The 15,145-nt window shown below is 54.7% G+C and carries 14 protein-coding genes; 5 read left to right on the top strand and 9 right to left on the bottom strand.

Annotation, left to right across the window (positions count from 1 at the left end; all coding sequences use genetic code 11):
• The 5 genes from Q0683_RS01655 to Q0683_RS01635 form a co-directional block, all read right to left on the bottom strand.
• Positions 1-2,015: cation:proton antiporter (locus Q0683_RS01655; RefSeq protein ID WP_298975957.1), on the bottom strand; the 2,015-nt coding region annotated here is incomplete at its 3' end.
• 12 nt (positions 2,016-2,027) lie between these two features.
• Positions 2,028-3,362: a glucose-6-phosphate dehydrogenase assembly protein OpcA gene (opcA, locus tag Q0683_RS01650; RefSeq protein ID WP_298975954.1), complete on the bottom strand. Its 1,335-nt coding sequence runs from the start codon at positions 3,360-3,362 to the stop codon at positions 2,028-2,030.
• A gap of 90 nt (positions 3,363-3,452) precedes the next feature.
• Complete coding sequence (gene zwf / locus Q0683_RS01645) at positions 3,453-4,982, bottom strand: glucose-6-phosphate dehydrogenase (protein WP_298611691.1); 1,530 nt, start codon at positions 4,980-4,982, stop codon at positions 3,453-3,455.
• A 3-nt stretch (positions 4,983-4,985) separates the two neighbouring features.
• Positions 4,986-6,032, bottom strand: a complete 1,047-nt coding sequence (gene fbp / locus Q0683_RS01640; RefSeq protein WP_298975950.1) for a class 1 fructose-bisphosphatase — start codon at positions 6,030-6,032, stop codon at positions 4,986-4,988.
• A 77-nt stretch (positions 6,033-6,109) separates the two neighbouring features.
• Complete coding sequence (locus tag Q0683_RS01635; protein ID WP_298975947.1) at positions 6,110-7,117, bottom strand: isochorismatase; 1,008 nt, start codon at positions 7,115-7,117, stop codon at positions 6,110-6,112.
• A 164-nt stretch (positions 7,118-7,281) separates the two neighbouring features.
• Between Q0683_RS01635 and Q0683_RS01630 the strand changes: the two genes are divergently transcribed.
• The 5 genes from Q0683_RS01630 to Q0683_RS01610 all read left to right on the top strand — a co-directional run bounded on the left by Q0683_RS01630 (position 7,282) and on the right by Q0683_RS01610 (position 11,109).
• Complete coding sequence (locus Q0683_RS01630) at positions 7,282-7,890, top strand: hypothetical protein (protein WP_298975946.1); 609 nt, start codon at positions 7,282-7,284, stop codon at positions 7,888-7,890.
• Positions 7,891-7,936: 46 nt separating this feature from the next.
• A complete protein-coding gene (locus Q0683_RS01625; RefSeq protein WP_298975942.1) occupies positions 7,937-9,178 on the top strand; it encodes a hypothetical protein in 1,242 nt (413 codons plus the stop codon).
• A gap of 14 nt (positions 9,179-9,192) precedes the next feature.
• Positions 9,193-9,489 carry a hypothetical protein gene (locus Q0683_RS01620; RefSeq protein WP_298611675.1) on the top strand — a complete coding sequence of 99 codons (297 nt, stop codon included), beginning with the start codon at positions 9,193-9,195 and terminating at the stop codon, positions 9,487-9,489.
• Between the two features lie 8 nt (positions 9,490-9,497).
• Complete coding sequence (locus Q0683_RS01615) at positions 9,498-10,445, top strand: branched-chain amino acid ABC transporter permease (RefSeq protein WP_298975940.1); 948 nt, start codon at positions 9,498-9,500, stop codon at positions 10,443-10,445.
• Positions 10,446-10,686: 241 nt separating this feature from the next.
• Positions 10,687-11,109 (top strand): ATP-binding protein, encoded by a 423-nt coding sequence (locus Q0683_RS01610; protein ID WP_298611669.1) that lies wholly within the window; start codon positions 10,687-10,689, stop codon positions 11,107-11,109.
• A 2-nt stretch (positions 11,110-11,111) separates the two neighbouring features.
• Here the strand turns inward: Q0683_RS01610 and Q0683_RS01605 are convergent, their stop codons facing one another.
• The 4 genes from Q0683_RS01605 to Q0683_RS01590 all read right to left on the bottom strand — a co-directional run bounded on the left by Q0683_RS01605 (position 11,112) and on the right by Q0683_RS01590 (position 15,034).
• On the bottom strand, positions 11,112-11,936 hold the full coding sequence (locus tag Q0683_RS01605; RefSeq protein ID WP_298617144.1) for an FAD-binding domain-containing protein: 825 nt from the start codon (positions 11,934-11,936) through the stop codon (positions 11,112-11,114).
• A gap of 4 nt (positions 11,937-11,940) precedes the next feature.
• Positions 11,941-12,669: a circadian clock KaiB family protein gene (locus tag Q0683_RS01600; protein ID WP_298611663.1), complete on the bottom strand. Its 729-nt coding sequence runs from the start codon at positions 12,667-12,669 to the stop codon at positions 11,941-11,943.
• A gap of 4 nt (positions 12,670-12,673) precedes the next feature.
• The gene (locus tag Q0683_RS01595; RefSeq protein WP_298975936.1) at positions 12,674-13,966 is read right to left on the bottom strand and encodes a type IV pilus twitching motility protein PilT; all 1,293 of its coding nucleotides are present in this window, start codon (positions 13,964-13,966) and stop codon (positions 12,674-12,676) included.
• 84 nt (positions 13,967-14,050) lie between these two features.
• Positions 14,051-15,034, bottom strand: coding sequence for an AEC family transporter (locus Q0683_RS01590; RefSeq protein ID WP_298975934.1), 984 nt, complete (start codon positions 15,032-15,034; stop codon positions 14,051-14,053).
• Between the last annotated feature and the right edge of the window lie 111 nt (positions 15,035-15,145).

Here is a 15,145-nt window from a genome sequence, read left to right as displayed (position 1 = left end):
AAGAAGGTTTCTCCTTGGGGCACCGTCACGCGACCATTGATCAGAGCCTCAAAAGCTGCAAACTCCGCCGGCTGACCCACAATGAGTAGGCGATCGCCCCCTTCAAGGCAAGTTTCACCGCTGGGATAATCCACCTCAGTCCCATTGGCACGGACAATGGCCAGCAGGGTGACCCCCGTCAACTGTCGCAGTTGGATTTCGGCGAGGCTCATGCCCCGAATAGGAGACTCCTCAGGGATCGTGACCCAGCGACTATTCATATCCTGAGCCGCTTGTCGCAAAAGGCGGGCAGTTCCCTCCGGCGGCGTGTCGCCCCGCAAATTGGCGTAGTGGCTGTCGCGCACCTGTTGCACTTGCTCTTGAATATGGCGCTCCCCCATGCCCAGTGTAAAGAACAGATGGGCAGCCAACTCCAGACTGGCTTCAAATTCTGGTTGCACCACTTCCCGTGCCCCCAGTTGATAGAGCAGTTCAATGTCGCGATCGCTATTGGCACGGACAATGACATCCAGTTCTGGGGCAAATTCTAGAGCACGTTTGAGGCAGAGGCGGGTGCTCATACTGTCCGAGAGGGCGATCGCCATGCCAAGGGCTTGATCGACCCCTGCTTTCGCCAAAATGGTGGCACTGGCAGCGTTGCCGTAAATATAAGGGAGTTGCGCCTCTCGTACCTCATTAATCACCGTTTCGCTTTGCTCAATCACCAACACCGGATAATTTTGTTTTTGCAGGAGTTTTACCACGCCCTTGCCGACGCGCCCATAGCCACAGACAATGACATGATTCCGCTGCGGCAGTCCTGTTAAATCCATGTCGAGGATTTCATCCTCCTTGAGGAGACGGCGCAGGGGGGGCAGTTTTAAGACCACTGGCACCCATCTCAGCAAAAAGGGGGTCACAACCAAAGTCACCGCTGTGGTGCCGAGAGTCAGTAAGTAAACCTGTTGGGAGACCAACCCCAAGCCCCGCCCTGCCGTCAACAGCACAAAGGAAAATTCCCCAATCTGGGCAAGGCCAATTCCCGCAAGCAAAGAGGTTTTCCACGAGTAGCCAAAGAGCTTGACAATCGGAGTTGTGATTAGAAACTTACCGAGAATAACCAAGCTCACCAATTGGATAATGCGATCCAAGTGCTGCCAGAGAAACAGCGGATCAATGAGCATGCCGATGGAGGCGAAAAAGAGGGTGGTAAAGACATCGCGGATGGATTCCACGTAATCGAGCGTCTGATCGGCATACTCCACCTCGGAGATCATCAGACCGGCAATAAAGGCACCAATCTCAATCGAAAGCCCCAAATACTGCGTCAGCAGGGCAATCCCCAAGCAGAGGGCAACAACACCTAAAAGGAAAAGCTCGCGACTCCCTGTTTTTGCCAAAAGCCGTAGCAGAGGGGGCAGTACCCAGATGCCGGCCAAGATTGCCCCCACGGCAATCAAAGCAATCGTCAATACCGCTTGTCCGATGGCGAGTCCCAACTCCTCTGGGGGCTTATTCAGGGCGGGTAGAACCGCAATCATCAAGCCCACCGCCAGATCTTGCACGACCAGGATGCCCAGCATGATTTGCCCTTGGATGGACTCCAACTCGTTGCGATCCATCAGGCTGCGCAGCACCACTGCGGTTGACGAGAGAGAGAGTACAGCACCGAGGAAAATGCCCTGATTGGGGGAACTCACCCAGCCAACCCCAAGGGAAATGAGGGTTGTGACGGCAATGGTCAGGAGAATTTGCAGGGCACTGCCCCCCAAGCTCACCCCTTGGACTTTCCGAATTTCACCGAGGGAAAAGCTCACCCCCAGGGCAAAGAGTAAAAAGGCCACCCCCAGTTGTGCCAAACCTTCCACTTGGGGAACTTCCTTGAGAAGTCCCAAGCCCGTGGGTCCCACCACCATACCCGCCAAAAGGTAACCCAGCAGGATCGGTTGTCGCAGTAAAGCTGCGAATACCCCTCCCACTGCCGCTGCCCCCAGTACCACACTGAGGTCAATGACAAGGCGAAAATCTTCGGTCATATTTCCTTAATGCTAGGGCATCAAGGCTAGGAGCTGGGAGACAACAGCAAAACTTTCACTGTAGAGGAAGTCTTGCCCCCAGCGCTGCAGTTCTTGACTCAAGAGCACTTCGGCTGTCAGATCGCTGAGGGGAGACACATGGTAAGTACGGCACATCTGGGCACTCCCCCCAGCCTCCATACGCATACAGCCACGGGTTTCTGAGCAAATAATTGTACAGCAATCCGCTTGGAGATTAGAGGAGGTAAGTTTTAAGTCAATTAAATCCCCCAGGACGAGTCCCGCATCCCCGGTGGGAATGCCCGCTAGTTCTGCTCTAATTAGCCGTTGATCGGCTCCCACTAACTCCACATAGTACAGGTCATAGTCGTTGCATTCGTGGCGAATTTGGCGTGGCTGCCACTGTAGCCGCGAAGCCAACCAGCCAAGATACAGTAGGGCTTGGGCAGGATTGCCCTTTTCGTAGTCAATGACCACCTGATCAATTTCCTGGATGGCTAAGCGTCGCTGTGGTGGATCAAAGGCTTCAGCGGCCAGTTCTTGCCAAGCTCCCAAGCGACGCCAGTTCAAGTCAGTGATGGGAAGGTTCTGCTCTAAAAGGGGCGCGATCGCCCGCAGACCTCGCAGCGGATCGAGAAATTCACTGGAATCGACAATCACACGACTAAACTGGGGAGCAAGGGTTTGAAACAACTCAAAGTTATTGAACAAATCCCCCTTCCACCACAAAAAGCGGGGCAGCTCCCGAATGATCAAAGACTGCAACAGGGGTTCGACTCGCTGAAAGGCGCGATGGGTACCCTTGAGGGTAATGTACTCACAACAAACCAACGAACTGCGCACCTTTTTATTGATGGGGCAATAGGCCGCCACCTGGGCGGTAATCCCTGTATCCTCCCCAAGGGTGGGACACAGAGCAATCACTCGACAGGGGTTTTGGCTGGCGATCGCATCCGCAAGACCACTACCGCGCATATCCACCGTAGGGCGATCGCCCCGAGGCCTTCCTTGGGCATATTCCTGTTGCAGTGCCTGTCGCAGTTGCGGCGTGATGCGACCCGTCAACGGCAAATTGTGATGCTTCTCAGCCGCCCGAATCGCCGACTGCATGCGCGGGCCAAGGATCCCATCAATGGGGCCTGTGTAGTACCCCAAGGCCGCCAGCAGTTGCTGGGTATCATCCGCTTCATAGACCACGAGAGTAAAGGTCGTTGCCCGCACTGCTGCTGGCGTGGTGCCATCGCCACCGTGGCTGAGCCAAATTTGCCGCAAACTCTGCTCAATATCCTCCAAGGAGACATCCACGGGATCTTGGAGCGCTACGAGGGGAGTGGATTCAGTTGCCATACTTAGGTACCCAGTTCTATCGTGTTTTTGTCGCGTTTTTTTCGTAAAGGGGCGAAGAAGTTCGACATTGATTTCTATGAGGGGCAAACCTTAGAGTCGCCGCCACCGCCGGCCATCGGCATTAATTAGGGCTTCTGCCGCATCTGGCCCCCATGTCCCCGCTTCATAGGTGGAAATCGTGTGCGGATCGGTGGGGGCATCCCAAGCACTGAGAACCGGCATCACCACCTGCCAAGCAGCTTCCACCTCATCGGCGCGCGTAAACAGGGTTTGATCCCCTAGCATGCAGTCTAGCAAGAGCCGTGCATAGGCATCCGCCGTCGCCATCCCAAAGGAGGAGCCGTAGCTAAAGTCCATTTCCACCGTGCGTGTGCGCAAATCTGAACCGGGCATCTTGGCCTCAAAGCGCAGGGCAATGCCCTCATTGGGTTGGATGCGCATTGTCAGAATGTTGGGATTGGTTTGGCGCGCCGCCGACTGAAAAATCAGCAGGGGGACATCACGAAACTGAATCGAGATTTCCGTCACCTTTTTGGCCAGACGCTTGCCGGTGCGCAAATAAAAGGGGACACCTTGCCAGCGCCAGTTGTTAATTACTAACTTCAATGCCACATAGGTGGGAGTAGTGGAAGTGGGACTGACCCCCGGTTCTTGGCGATAGCCCACCACAGGTTTGCCCTTTATCCAGCCGCTTCGGTATTGGCCGCGCACCGCACAGGCATTGAGGTTATCCAGATCTGCCAAACGGGTAGCTTGGAGAACCTTCACCTTTTCGTTCCGCAGACTATCGGCATCGAGGGCATTGGGGGGTTCCATGGCAGTCAGAGCCAATAGCTGGAGCATGTGGTTTTGCACCATGTCCCGTAGAGCACCGGCGGTTTCATAGTAGCCCGCCCGATCTTCCACCCCCACGGTTTCGGCAACGGTAATCTGCACATGATCCACGTACTGGCGGTTCCAGAGGGGTTCAAAGATGGCATTGGCAAAGCGAAACACCATGAGATTTTGAACCGTTTCTTTGCCGAGGTAGTGGTCAATACGATAAACTTGCTCCTCCTGGCACACCGCCTGCACCACCTCGTTGAGGGCTTGGGCAGAAGTGAGATCGCGGCCAAAGGGTTTTTCAATCACCAAGCGATGTTTTTGGGGATCACTCAATAGTCCCGCCGCCCCCAGTTGTTGAATGGCTTCGACGAAAAAGTTCGGTGAGACCGCAAGGTAAAAGACACGATTGCCGCGAGTTTGGCGTTTTTCCTCCAGCTCGGCCAGTAGCGTTTTCAGCTTGGTGTAGGCGGCAGGATCGTCCATATTGCCAGAGCAGTAAAACAAACCTTCGGCAAATTCCTGCCACAGGGGTTCTGCTTGAATGCCGCTGCCGAATTCCTCGACTCCTTGGCGCAGATGCTCGCGAAAATACTCATCACTCCAGTTACGACGTGCCACCCCAACAATGGTGAGTTCTGGGGGCAGACGGCGTTCTAGTTTCAGTTGATAAATAGAGGGAATGAGCTTACGCTGGGTGAGATCACCACTCGCGCCGAAGATGATGAGAATCAGTGGTTCGGGAGTGCGCTCTTGGCGTAAGCCGACCCGCAGGGGATTTTCAAAGAGGGTTACCATGGGTTACACCTGTGTCACGGTTGGGGTGGCAGGGGTTTGCTGAATAAAGGATTCCACAAGGGCAACGTTCTCTGGACTCCCAATAATGAGGGGGGTGCGCATGTGTAGATGGTCAGGCACGACATCGAGCAGCGGTTGGGTTCCCGTACTGGCTTTGCCGCCGGCTTGTTCCACCAAGAAGGCGATTGGGGCAGCCTCATAGAGCAGCCGTAGCTTCCCCGCCGGATTTTTCTGCGTTCCCGGATAGAGGAAGACCCCCCCCTGCATGAGAATGCGGTGAATATCCCCGACAAGGGCACCACTGTAGCGGGCACTGTAGCCGGGCTGGCGATGCACATAGCGGACGTAGTTGCGAATGGGTTCTTCCCATGCCCAGAAGTTCCCTTCGTTGACGCTGTAGATGGGGCCACTGGCGGGAATTTGCAGGTTCTCGATCGCCAGAATAAATTCGCCGAGGCTGGGGTCAAGCACAAACACATGCGTGCCTTTGCCCATCGAATAGACGAGCATTGTGCTAGGGCCATAGAGAATGTAGCCGGCGGCAATTTGCTTGTGGCCATTCTGCAGGAGATCGGCGGCAGTCTCGTCTAGATCGGTGCCCTCCTGCTGGCGAATCGCAAAAATCGATCCCACATTGAGGTTAATGTCCACATTGGAGGAACCATCAAGAGGATCGTAGAGGAGGGTATAGCGGCCAATGGGACAATTTTCAGGAATGTAGTAGGGCTTCTCCATTTCCTCGGAAGCGAGGCGACAGACGAGGCCACTCTGCTTGAAGGCCGCAATAAAGACTTCGTTGGCATAGACATCCATTTTTTTGACATCTTCGCCTTGGATATTCACCCCTCCTGTAAAGCCCAGTACCCCCTCCATCAGACCCGCTCGACTCAGACGGCGGGCAATGAGCTTACCCGCAAGGGCAATCCGATTCATGAGGGCACTCAGGTCTTGGGCATCGGCATCAAAGCTTTGGAGTTGCTGGAGAACGTGGCGAGATAGGGTCAAACAATCGCGATCAAGAGCCTGTTCGTGGGCGGTGTAGTCAGTCATTACCCCTCCCTGGTGAGGATGCCTCTAGCCCCGATCCTAAACCGTCTCTTCTCAGAAGTGGTGAGTCTTTAGATCAGTTAAAGATTCCAAGAAGTACTGGTGGTGATGCGGTGCATGCCGGCAGCGGCAAACTCGGCAAAGGTTCTATTGGCAGCTTCGCTAAAGTCCACGACCCCCGGCACGACAACTGGGGACATACAATCCTCAAGGAGATAAACCCGTTGAGCCAGTTGGGGATTCCGCTGTTGAATTTCGCTGAGTAAATCGGCCACTGTCCAAGCAACACAGTGACTCTTGGCTTGACCGGCAATCATCAGGCGATCGCCCGCCAGTAGATGCTCAATCAACGCTGTATTCACCGACCCTAGGGGATGTCCTTGGGGGTCATGGCTCACCTCTGGACGCAGCACTGAGTAATTTTCGGTCAGCGGATGGTTCCCCTTGAGTTCGATACGGGTTTGCTGCTGGCGCGCCACCGTGTGAAAGAAACAGGCCTCCTCCACCGCAGACACCAACGCATGGCCAATTCCCCCCAGCATCGCGTGGTAGGGCCAAATCGTCAACGGAAATTTCCCTTTGGCAGCTAATTGTGCCACATAGTACTGGGCATAGGCCTGCAAACTCTGTTGATCGGTCATGCCGAGGGAGGCCAGGAGTTGGGGATTGGGTTGCCAGCGCCCACACTTAACATCGTCAACGGTAATGGTCGTCAGGGGCGGCGGTGGTTCCCCATTGGCATCGATCCAAAAGAGGGGATGGAAAATTTGACTGGCGGTGTGGGTATCGAGGGTAACGATAATCTCGCTAATGTGGGCAAGGTGGGTATAGATGAAGCGGCAGAGGCGTTGATTGTCCGCAACTGCACCTTGGACAAATAGCTCAAACTCCGGCAAGCAAAACGTATTCTGGACATCAATGAGCAAGAGAATTGTGCGCCGTTGATCTTCCCTCGCCGGCGGAATTCGGTACTGCTGTGCCCATTGGCGAGCCTGCACTGCCCGTTCTTGGTAGGGAACGCGCCACACCTGAGCCACTTTCGCAGGGTCAAAGAACTCGGGAATGGGCAGTTCTGTTGCCGTAGTCATGGCTGACTCCTAGGGGGAATAGTCTGGAAAATCCCTTTACACGAAAGAGGTATCCATTTTTGTTAAATCGGCAACAATATCCGAAATTCTACGGATGGAGAACCATGGATAACGCTTATATAATCTAAAGTTAATCAAGGCTTAATTTCCTCAGGAGAAAACAGGTGGTGGTACGCACGCTCAAGAGTGTTTTAGAGCAGCATATTGCCGGCCTACCGGGTGTGTTAGCCGTTCTAATTGGCCGCATGACCGATGGGGCAACTATTGCTGAAATTAACTACAGTGGCACTCACCTTGAAAAGGACTCCCTTGGCTCCTTGGCTGCCTATGCCAGCGATCTGCTACGAGCCAATAATCGCCTGTGCCAGGTGGTGGATGCCGCCTCAGAAGCAGACTATTTGTTGGCGGGTTCGGCAGAGGTACGCCTAGTGATCAAGGCCTTTAGCAAAACCCCCTACTTTGTTCTGTTTCTCACCAAGGGTAGCACAAACCTGAAGCTAGTGTTTGAGCGCATTAAGGCCATTTTGGCGGATGGGAAGCCGCTCCTACCCCCTGTACAGGACAACACCACCTCCGTTGCCCAACTGCTCTTGAGCTACGCCCGGCGCTATGCCCCAGATCCTAACTTTGTGGCGCTGCGACTGTCGTTGAAAACGGGTCTGCACCGCGAACGACTGGAGAAAGGTCAGCTGGATGAACGGGAAGTGCGCATTCTCTATAAAGGTGTGGCTGATATTTTGGGCGTAGAACGTCTCCCCATTCCGCTTCCCTAGCGTTGTTCAACCGACGCTCTTCAACAGGTCATCAAGGTTGGAAACTATGTTTGAACATCTCTACATTGATCGCCCTCGGAAGCTGGTGGCTTTTTTTAGTGAGCCGGTGATTTTCCACTGTCACCACTACAATCTATTTCTCCAGCAGACGATTGAAGACCCCGACTGGATTGATGGGGTGAGTATTTTGCAAACCTCAGCCCAAGAAATTTTCTATAGTCTGCTTGCCAATGCCTTCAAAAGGTTGGGGCTGCAAACAGCGGCGGAACGTCTTGCTACCGCAGCGCACATTTTTAGCTTTTTGGGCTTTGGCCGTCTCAACTTTGAGGTGACAGAAGAGGGGGGCGAGGTGGAATTAACCCACTCCCACTACGCAGAGGGCTGGCTAGGGAAATATGGTGAGCAGGTCAACCGTACAAAACCTATTGATCATCTAGCGGTGGGTTATGTGGCAGCAGCCCTAGATGCTACGTTTGCGGCGCTGGGTACCTATGTGGCCGAGGAAACCAGTTGTGTGGCGGTAACACGGCAAGACCACTGCATTATTCAGGTGACAAAGGCAGCAGTGCCTCGCTCCCTGACGCCGAGTCCGCAGATGGGCAAGCTGATTGATCAACCCGTCCCTTTTCCTAAAGGAGACACCAGTGTGGACTATGAAGCGGTCAATGAAGCGCTGTGGGGACTGCCCCTTGAAGGAGATACCAATGGCCAAATCCGCGCCTTTAACGTGCTGCTAACGCGAATGCCCGCCAACTACTACAACCGCATTCAGTACCGCTTCCTCGATGAGCTACAAAAGGTGGATCCACAGCTTCTGGAAGTGGGTCAAGCTCTAATTCGGGAATCGGGTCATGTCTGTGTCTTTTACACCTTTGGCAATATTATGGAATCTTTGGAGTGGGAAACGGTTGTTGGCCCCATGTTGAACACCGATACCGATTGGATTCACGGCGGCTATGCCGTTGCCAGTAGTTTGGGGTGGGGGCGCTGGCAAGCCCTAGAAGTGGTCAGCAATGAATCCTGTCGGGTGGCGATCGATGGCAACTACGAAGCCAACTACTTCTTAGCCTCCTACCCTCCTGCTGCCCAACCGGCCTGCTACTTTGCCCAAGGGGCGGTGCCTGCTATGATGAACATTGTCTATAACGGACATATCGAACGGAAGCCGGTTTTGGACGAGGCCTTTTACAATCGTCTCTTTCAACGGGGCGGTGTGTTTCAAGGGGTAGAGGTGAAGGCACGGGAGAAGGGGGATCCTTGGTGCGAATTCTATGCCCAACGCCTATAGGTCAGTTCTAAGCAATGCCAATTCAACTTTCTAAACGGCGGGAATGTGGGGGTACATGGGTGGTGGATGTGGATTTGGGGCGATCGCCCACCGGCGAAGAACTCACCACTGTTGCCCAACGCTATGGCGGTCGCTGTCGCCAATTTCAGCAGCTAATATGGCTAGATTTCCCTAGTGGTCGGATTACGGCTTCACTGCGGCTGTCGCGGCTGACAATTCGGCTGGAGGATAAAACTCTCGAAGCAGCGATTATTGCGGAGTTGCAGCAGCTTGTAGAGGCCAATGGGCCGGCCTGTGCGGTGGATCTGTAGCACTGCTTATGGGGGGTTGGCTGGGCACCTACGATTTCCTGTTGGTTTCGATGACTTTAGGGGCGATGTTGGCTCTGTCGCTCTATTTGCCCCTGATGAGTGGCCAGCTCTCCCTTGCCAGTCCGGCCTTTTATGCCATTGGCGGCTATGTTGCAGCCTTGGTTTCAACCCGTGTGTTTGCAGGGCTTAACCCCTATCCCGTGCCCTTGGTGCTAGGGGAAATGGTGTTGGCGGCCATGGTCTGCGGTCTGGTGGGATGGGGGTTGGGGGTACCCGTGTTGCGGCTGCGGGGGGTCTATTTTGCGATCGCCACCATTGCCTTCTCGGAGGTGCTGCGGGTGTTGACCCTGAATCTGGAGATTACAGGGGGGGCGATCGGCATCTTTGGCATCCCTCAACCTTTTAGTACGCCCTTGGGCTATTTGTGGCTGACAGTGCCGTTGTTAATTGGGGTGGCGATCGCCATTGGTCGGTTGGAACAAACCCCGGCCGGCAAGGCGATGCAGGCCATTCGTGCCGATGAGTTAGTGGCACAAACCCTTGGGATTGATGCAACCCGCTACAAGGTGTTGGGGTTTGTCTTGGGAGCTATCCTGGCGGGGGTGACGGGTGTCTTGGCAGCCCACCTGTTGAATACTTGGAATCCACGTCAGGGCACGTTTGATACGGGGGTACTGGCACTGACGGCGGTGCTTGTGGGAGGCAATCGGACTTTTGTGGGGGCGATCGCGGGGGGTATGCTCTTTACGGCTTTACCCGAACTCCTGCGGGGACTGGCAGATCAACCCTATTTGCCCAGGGCAGTGGCTGCCTTTTTCCGCGATGGACGTCTCATGCTCTATGGGCTGCTGATTATTCTCGGTACACAGTTCTTTCCCAAGGGACTCTGTCAACCCCCTAACTGGCGATCGCTGTGGGGTACTATTTCAAGGTCAAGAAAACAGGTCAAGACATGAATAATGTAATCAGTTCCCCTTAACTCGCCTGCGCCATGTCTCACCTGCATCCCCTCATTCAACTCCCTTTGCCCCTGCACCCTATCTCCACAGCCGCCAGCGGGGAAAAGTTCATTTGTTGCAGCCATATCGTCGATCCACACCGGCCGAGTGCAACAGCCCTTCGCAGGGGGGTTCAGCATGTTGGTACCCAGCACTGAGGTCACTGCCTAATTCAACCCCATTGAGCACAGACCGGCCTATGACAGTTTCCCTAACATTGCCCAGTGACCTAACCCAACTGGAGGCACTCTTGAGCTGGTTCAATCAATATCGCCCGTCAACCCTGCCCATTGAAGAGTGGCTGAAATTGGAACTGGCCCTTGCAGAAGGGTTCACAAATGCGGTGCGCCATGCCCATCGGGAGCGCCCGCCCAATACTCCCATTCGCATTGACCTTTCCTTAGAGGAGACTGAAATTGAATTGCGTATTTGGGATCAAGGGGATCCCTTTGATCTATTGGCCAAATTACAGACGCTGCCCGCCCAAATTGCCCTCGATGCCGAAGGGGGACGGGGACTGCGTCTGCTAGCAACAATCACCGATGAATTGGACTATCGGCGCGTAGAGAATGGCGGCAACTGCTTGATTCTGCGCAAAATCCTCAAACCTATCTCCCGATAATGCTACTTATGGGGAAAAAGACGGGTTTCCAGTTCCTCGTAGGGGGCATCAAAGGGACAGCGATCGCCCATGGGGCACTGGCGACAGTATTTGCCCTCGCTATAGCGTTCGAGGTTTTGACGGTTGAAAAAGTAGGGCTTGTGGCTAAAGGTACTGGCCACCCACTGCCATGAGAGGTTATTACTTGCCGGATCGCCGTCGAGGAGATGCTGCAAAAACCAAGCGGCGCCTGCTTGCCAGCGCACTCGGCACCAGTGCACCACATAGGCGGCCAGCCACAGGCGGGCATGGTTATGCAAGTAACCGCTTGTTTGCAGATCGCGGCTAAAAGCATCCATACAGGCCAGTCCTGTTTCTGCGGCAATGAGTGCGGGGGGTAAATCGGTTGCATAGTCCGTTGCTTGCCAACCCGTTTTATGGGGTTCGATGTCCTGCCATAGGCGATCGCCCCAGCGGGCATAGAGGCGCTGCCAATAGTCTCGCCAAGCCAGTTGCTGGAGGAGAGCCTCCGCCTGAGGGGGAGAAGCCACCGCCGCACGCACGCGATCGCGCACTGCCGCCAAACCGATGACCCCGTGGCGCAAATAGGGTGACAGTCCAGTGACTGCCCCGGTTAAGAAATTGCGACTTTTACCATAACGCTGCGGCTGAATTTTGGCCAGTCGCTCCTGCGCCGCCCCTAAGCCACCACGGGTTTCACTGACCGCCTCATCCTCGCCCACCACATCCGCAAAGACTTGGCGCAGGTAGAGCACGTAGGCGTCACGATTTCCCTCAATTCGCTTCACAGCGGCGGCAGCCAAAAGATCTTTTGCAGAACCGGTCATGGGTTTAGGGACTGAGCAAACGTTCGAGGCGATCGCGGTGATCCAAGTATCCCACAATGCGGCGTACCGGCTGCGGATAAACCCGCACCAATGTGGGGGTCGCTTGAACTTGATCTTCTTCTGCCAGTTCTGGCTGCTTGGTGACATCCACCACCTTGAGTGTATAGGGTACCTTGAGGGAACGACTCAGCAAATCGTGGAGGTTTTTTAGGGCAACTTCGGTAGCAGGGGTTTCCCCGCGCACATACAGGCGAAAGACATAGCGATCGGGTTGCGAAGGACGCGGTACAAAGCTGCTTAGGGGCGTGGCTTCCTGCAAATCATAGACAAGCTGGTGATGCTCCCACAATTGAGGAAAACGACTGCGGTAGGCCTCTAAAGCTTGCACGTCGCAGGGATGGTGTGGATCTTGAACCAACTGCCAAGGTAAAGCAGGTTGATGCAGAGGGGCAAACAGGGCATTTAATAGGGGACGATGGGGCCAGGCCATGGCATAGACTTCTGCCGCCACCCGTAGGCATTGCTGCTCCTCGTCAAACCAGTAATCCACCGCCGCTGTGTAACAGGGCGAAAGAAATAAGGGCAGCTCCTCCAGATCCAAAAGGTGTTGCAGGGCTTGGCAAAGCGATCGATGCCACTGTCCCTGCTTCGATGGGTCGCGGCAAAAGACCACATCCTCCCCTGGTGTAAAGAGGGCCAACCCCTTGTACAAAACGGGCCTGAGGCCAACCATTTTCCTAGACCCGCCCCCGTAGAATTTGTGCCATCTCGTTGGGTTTGGGGGAGTTTTCGATGGCGGTTTCCTCGTCAATGCGCCCCGCCTCATAGAGTTCGTAGAGGCACTGGTTCATCGTACACATGCCGTCGTAGCGACACTGGGGAATAATTGCCTCGATCTCCTCCACTTCACCCCGCAAAATATAGTCCTTGATGGCATCGGTGTTGATCATAATCTCGTGAATTGCTGCCCGCTTGCCATCGGTGGTGCGCACTAAGGCTTGGGCAATCACTGCCACTAGCGATTCCGCCACCTGTACCCGCATGGGGCCTTGTTCGTCGGGGTTGTAGAGGTTGAGAATCCGCTCAATTGTTTTCACTGCACTGTTGGTGTGGAGAGTCCCAAAGACTAAGTGACCCGTTTGCGCTGCTTTAAGAGCCGTATTCACCGTCTCGCGATCGCGCATCTCCCCAATCAGAATGATGTCGGGGTCTTCCCGCAGCGACGCCTTCAGGGCATTGTCAAACTTCAGCGTATGAATGCCCACCTCCCGCTGGCGGATGAGAGAACGGCGACTTTGGTGCACAAACTCAATGGGGTCTTCAATCGAGATAATGTGCTTCTGCATTTCACTATTGATGTAGTCCACCATGGCCGCAAGGGTGGTGGATTTGCCGGAACCCGTTGGCCCTGTAACCAGAATCAGACCCTTGTGGTAGTGGCACAGGTCTTTGAAGACCGGCGGCAAATTCAACTGCTCTAGGGTCAGAATTTTTACGGGAATTAACCGCAGCACCATTGCCGGTCCTTTGAGGGTGACAAAGATATTGATCCGTACCCGACACAGCCCCTCATATTGGTAGGCACCATCGTATTCAAGATGGGTGCGAAACTGCTCAATTTGCTGGGGCGTGAGCATTTCATTCAGCCAATGGTTAAAGGTTTCCTCGTCAGTCACGGGATGGTTACTCATCTCAATGCGCCCGCGATCGCGAAAACGAGGTCTTTCCCCTACCCCAACGTGAATATCGGAATAGCCGTTCTCGAAGGCTTCCCGCACCAATTGCTCCATCGTCGGGCCAGAAATGGGCGCAGCCGGTGTCACTATTGGCTGTGTTGGTATTGCCTGTTGGGGCATTCCCGGTTGCGGCGGCATTGGTCGCGGGGGCATGGGGCGGGGTGGCATCCCTTGAGGCGGAGGCGGTGGGGGCATCGGCGGAACACCTGCACCCCTAGGGGGACGGGGGGGTGGCATCGGGGGTGAATTGGGAACACGGGGGGGAGGGGGAGGAGGACTTTGGGGATTTGTCATGGGGCAACTCGTGACAGGGCTAGGAATAGATGCAGTACTTTTTAGTGTGCCACCGTTTTTGGAAAACGATAGCAATCGTTAGCCTTATGTTAAAACTTGACGACACAGGCAAACCCACAGGGGCAAGACCACGACAAAACTTAGGGTACTCAGGGCAATCGCCGCTGGAGGGATTTCAGTATTGAGTTCATATTCCTCCGCTAAAATCAAAGCCGCAAAAGCTGTCGGCGTACCGGCCATAATCGCGATCGCCAGCAATGTATCGCCCCGTAGGCCTAAACCGTAGGCGATCGCCATCATCGTTAGGGGCAACAACAGCGTTTTCACCAATATCGGCAGCAATGCTATGCGAAAGCTCTGCCAGCCGGGGAGGCAACTCAGGCGAATGCCCGTGAGGAGGAATGCCAAGGGAATTACCAAGTGAATATCCATCTCACACAGAGTCTCGATCGCCTCAGGGAAGGAAAGATCATGGGTGGCAAAGCCCGCCATTGCTGCCCAGAGGGTGGGTACCGTCGGAATTACGGCCAAAGCCCGCCACCACGGTTGATCATTCCCCTTACCGTAGTACTGACCAAGGAATGAACCCAGACCATAGGTACCGAGGGCATTTTGGGTAATGGCGTAGAAGGTCGCCCAGGGCAGTGCGGCGGCACTTAAAAGTGGAATCGAGACCCCCAAACCCACAAAGCCTGTGTTGCCAAGAATACTGGCAATTAAATAACTCCCCTGAAAGCGCCGACTTTCTCCTTCGGGCACTGTACTGCTCAGGAAAGGGGGAGTGTATTGGAGCCACTGGGGCTGAAAGTAGCGTTGCTGCCAAGCATATAAGCTTTGGGCAAGCACATACCCAACAATCAAAGCGACAAAGGCCAATAGCGGTGCCAACCAAATCAGCCCTGCGAAATCGGTCTGCCGCACCAGGGCAAAAATTTGAATGGGCACGCCCACCCAATAGAGGCTGCGACCCAACCATTGGGGAATCACTGCCGGTAACCAACGCCCACAGACAAGACCCAGACTCGTCCAAATCACTAGGGGGCTGGCTGCGCTGAGTGCCTCCACCATCGCGATCGCCCGTTAACGATTCCTCCTCAATATACTGTGAACATTCTGGCAAGGAGAAGTGAAGCATGTTGAGCAAAAAAGGGTCAGCCCTAAGTTTTGTGGTGCTATTGG

This window comes from uncultured Thermosynechococcus sp. (genome assembly GCF_938074695.1).
In the GTDB taxonomy this organism is placed as follows: Bacteria; Cyanobacteriota; Cyanobacteriia; order Thermosynechococcales; family Thermosynechococcaceae; genus Thermosynechococcus.
The sequence above is the reverse complement of the archived record's forward strand: the minus strand, read 5'-3'. Positions and strand labels throughout refer to the sequence as shown.

Bases quoted from the DNA above. Each gene is read 5' to 3' on its own strand.
- Q0683_RS01605 (WP_298617144.1), bottom strand. From the start codon at position 11,936: ATGACCGGTTCTGCAAAAGATCTTTTGGCTGCCGCCGCTGTGAAGCGA.
- Q0683_RS01590 (WP_298975934.1), bottom strand. From the start codon at position 15,034: ATGGTGGAGGCACTCAGCGCAGCCAGCCCCCTAGTGATTTGGACGAGT.
- opcA (WP_298975954.1), bottom strand. From the start codon at position 3,362: ATGGCAACTGAATCCACTCCCCTCGTAGCGCTCCAAGATCCCGTGGAT.
- Q0683_RS01610 (WP_298611669.1), top strand. From the start codon at position 10,687: ATGACAGTTTCCCTAACATTGCCCAGTGACCTAACCCAACTGGAGGCA.
- Q0683_RS01595 (WP_298975936.1), bottom strand. From the start codon at position 13,966: ATGACAAATCCCCAAAGTCCTCCTCCCCCTCCCCCCCGTGTTCCCAAT.
- zwf (WP_298611691.1), bottom strand. From the start codon at position 4,982: ATGGTAACCCTCTTTGAAAATCCCCTGCGGGTCGGCTTACGCCAAGAG.
- Q0683_RS01620 (WP_298611675.1), top strand. From the start codon at position 9,193: ATGCCAATTCAACTTTCTAAACGGCGGGAATGTGGGGGTACATGGGTG.
- Q0683_RS01615 (WP_298975940.1), top strand. From the start codon at position 9,498: ATGGGGGGTTGGCTGGGCACCTACGATTTCCTGTTGGTTTCGATGACT.
- Q0683_RS01635 (WP_298975947.1), bottom strand. From the start codon at position 7,117: ATGACTACGGCAACAGAACTGCCCATTCCCGAGTTCTTTGACCCTGCG.
- fbp (WP_298975950.1), bottom strand. From the start codon at position 6,032: ATGACTGACTACACCGCCCACGAACAGGCTCTTGATCGCGATTGTTTG.
- Q0683_RS01600 (WP_298611663.1), bottom strand. From the start codon at position 12,669: ATGGTTGGCCTCAGGCCCGTTTTGTACAAGGGGTTGGCCCTCTTTACA.
- Q0683_RS01625 (WP_298975942.1), top strand. From the start codon at position 7,937: ATGTTTGAACATCTCTACATTGATCGCCCTCGGAAGCTGGTGGCTTTT.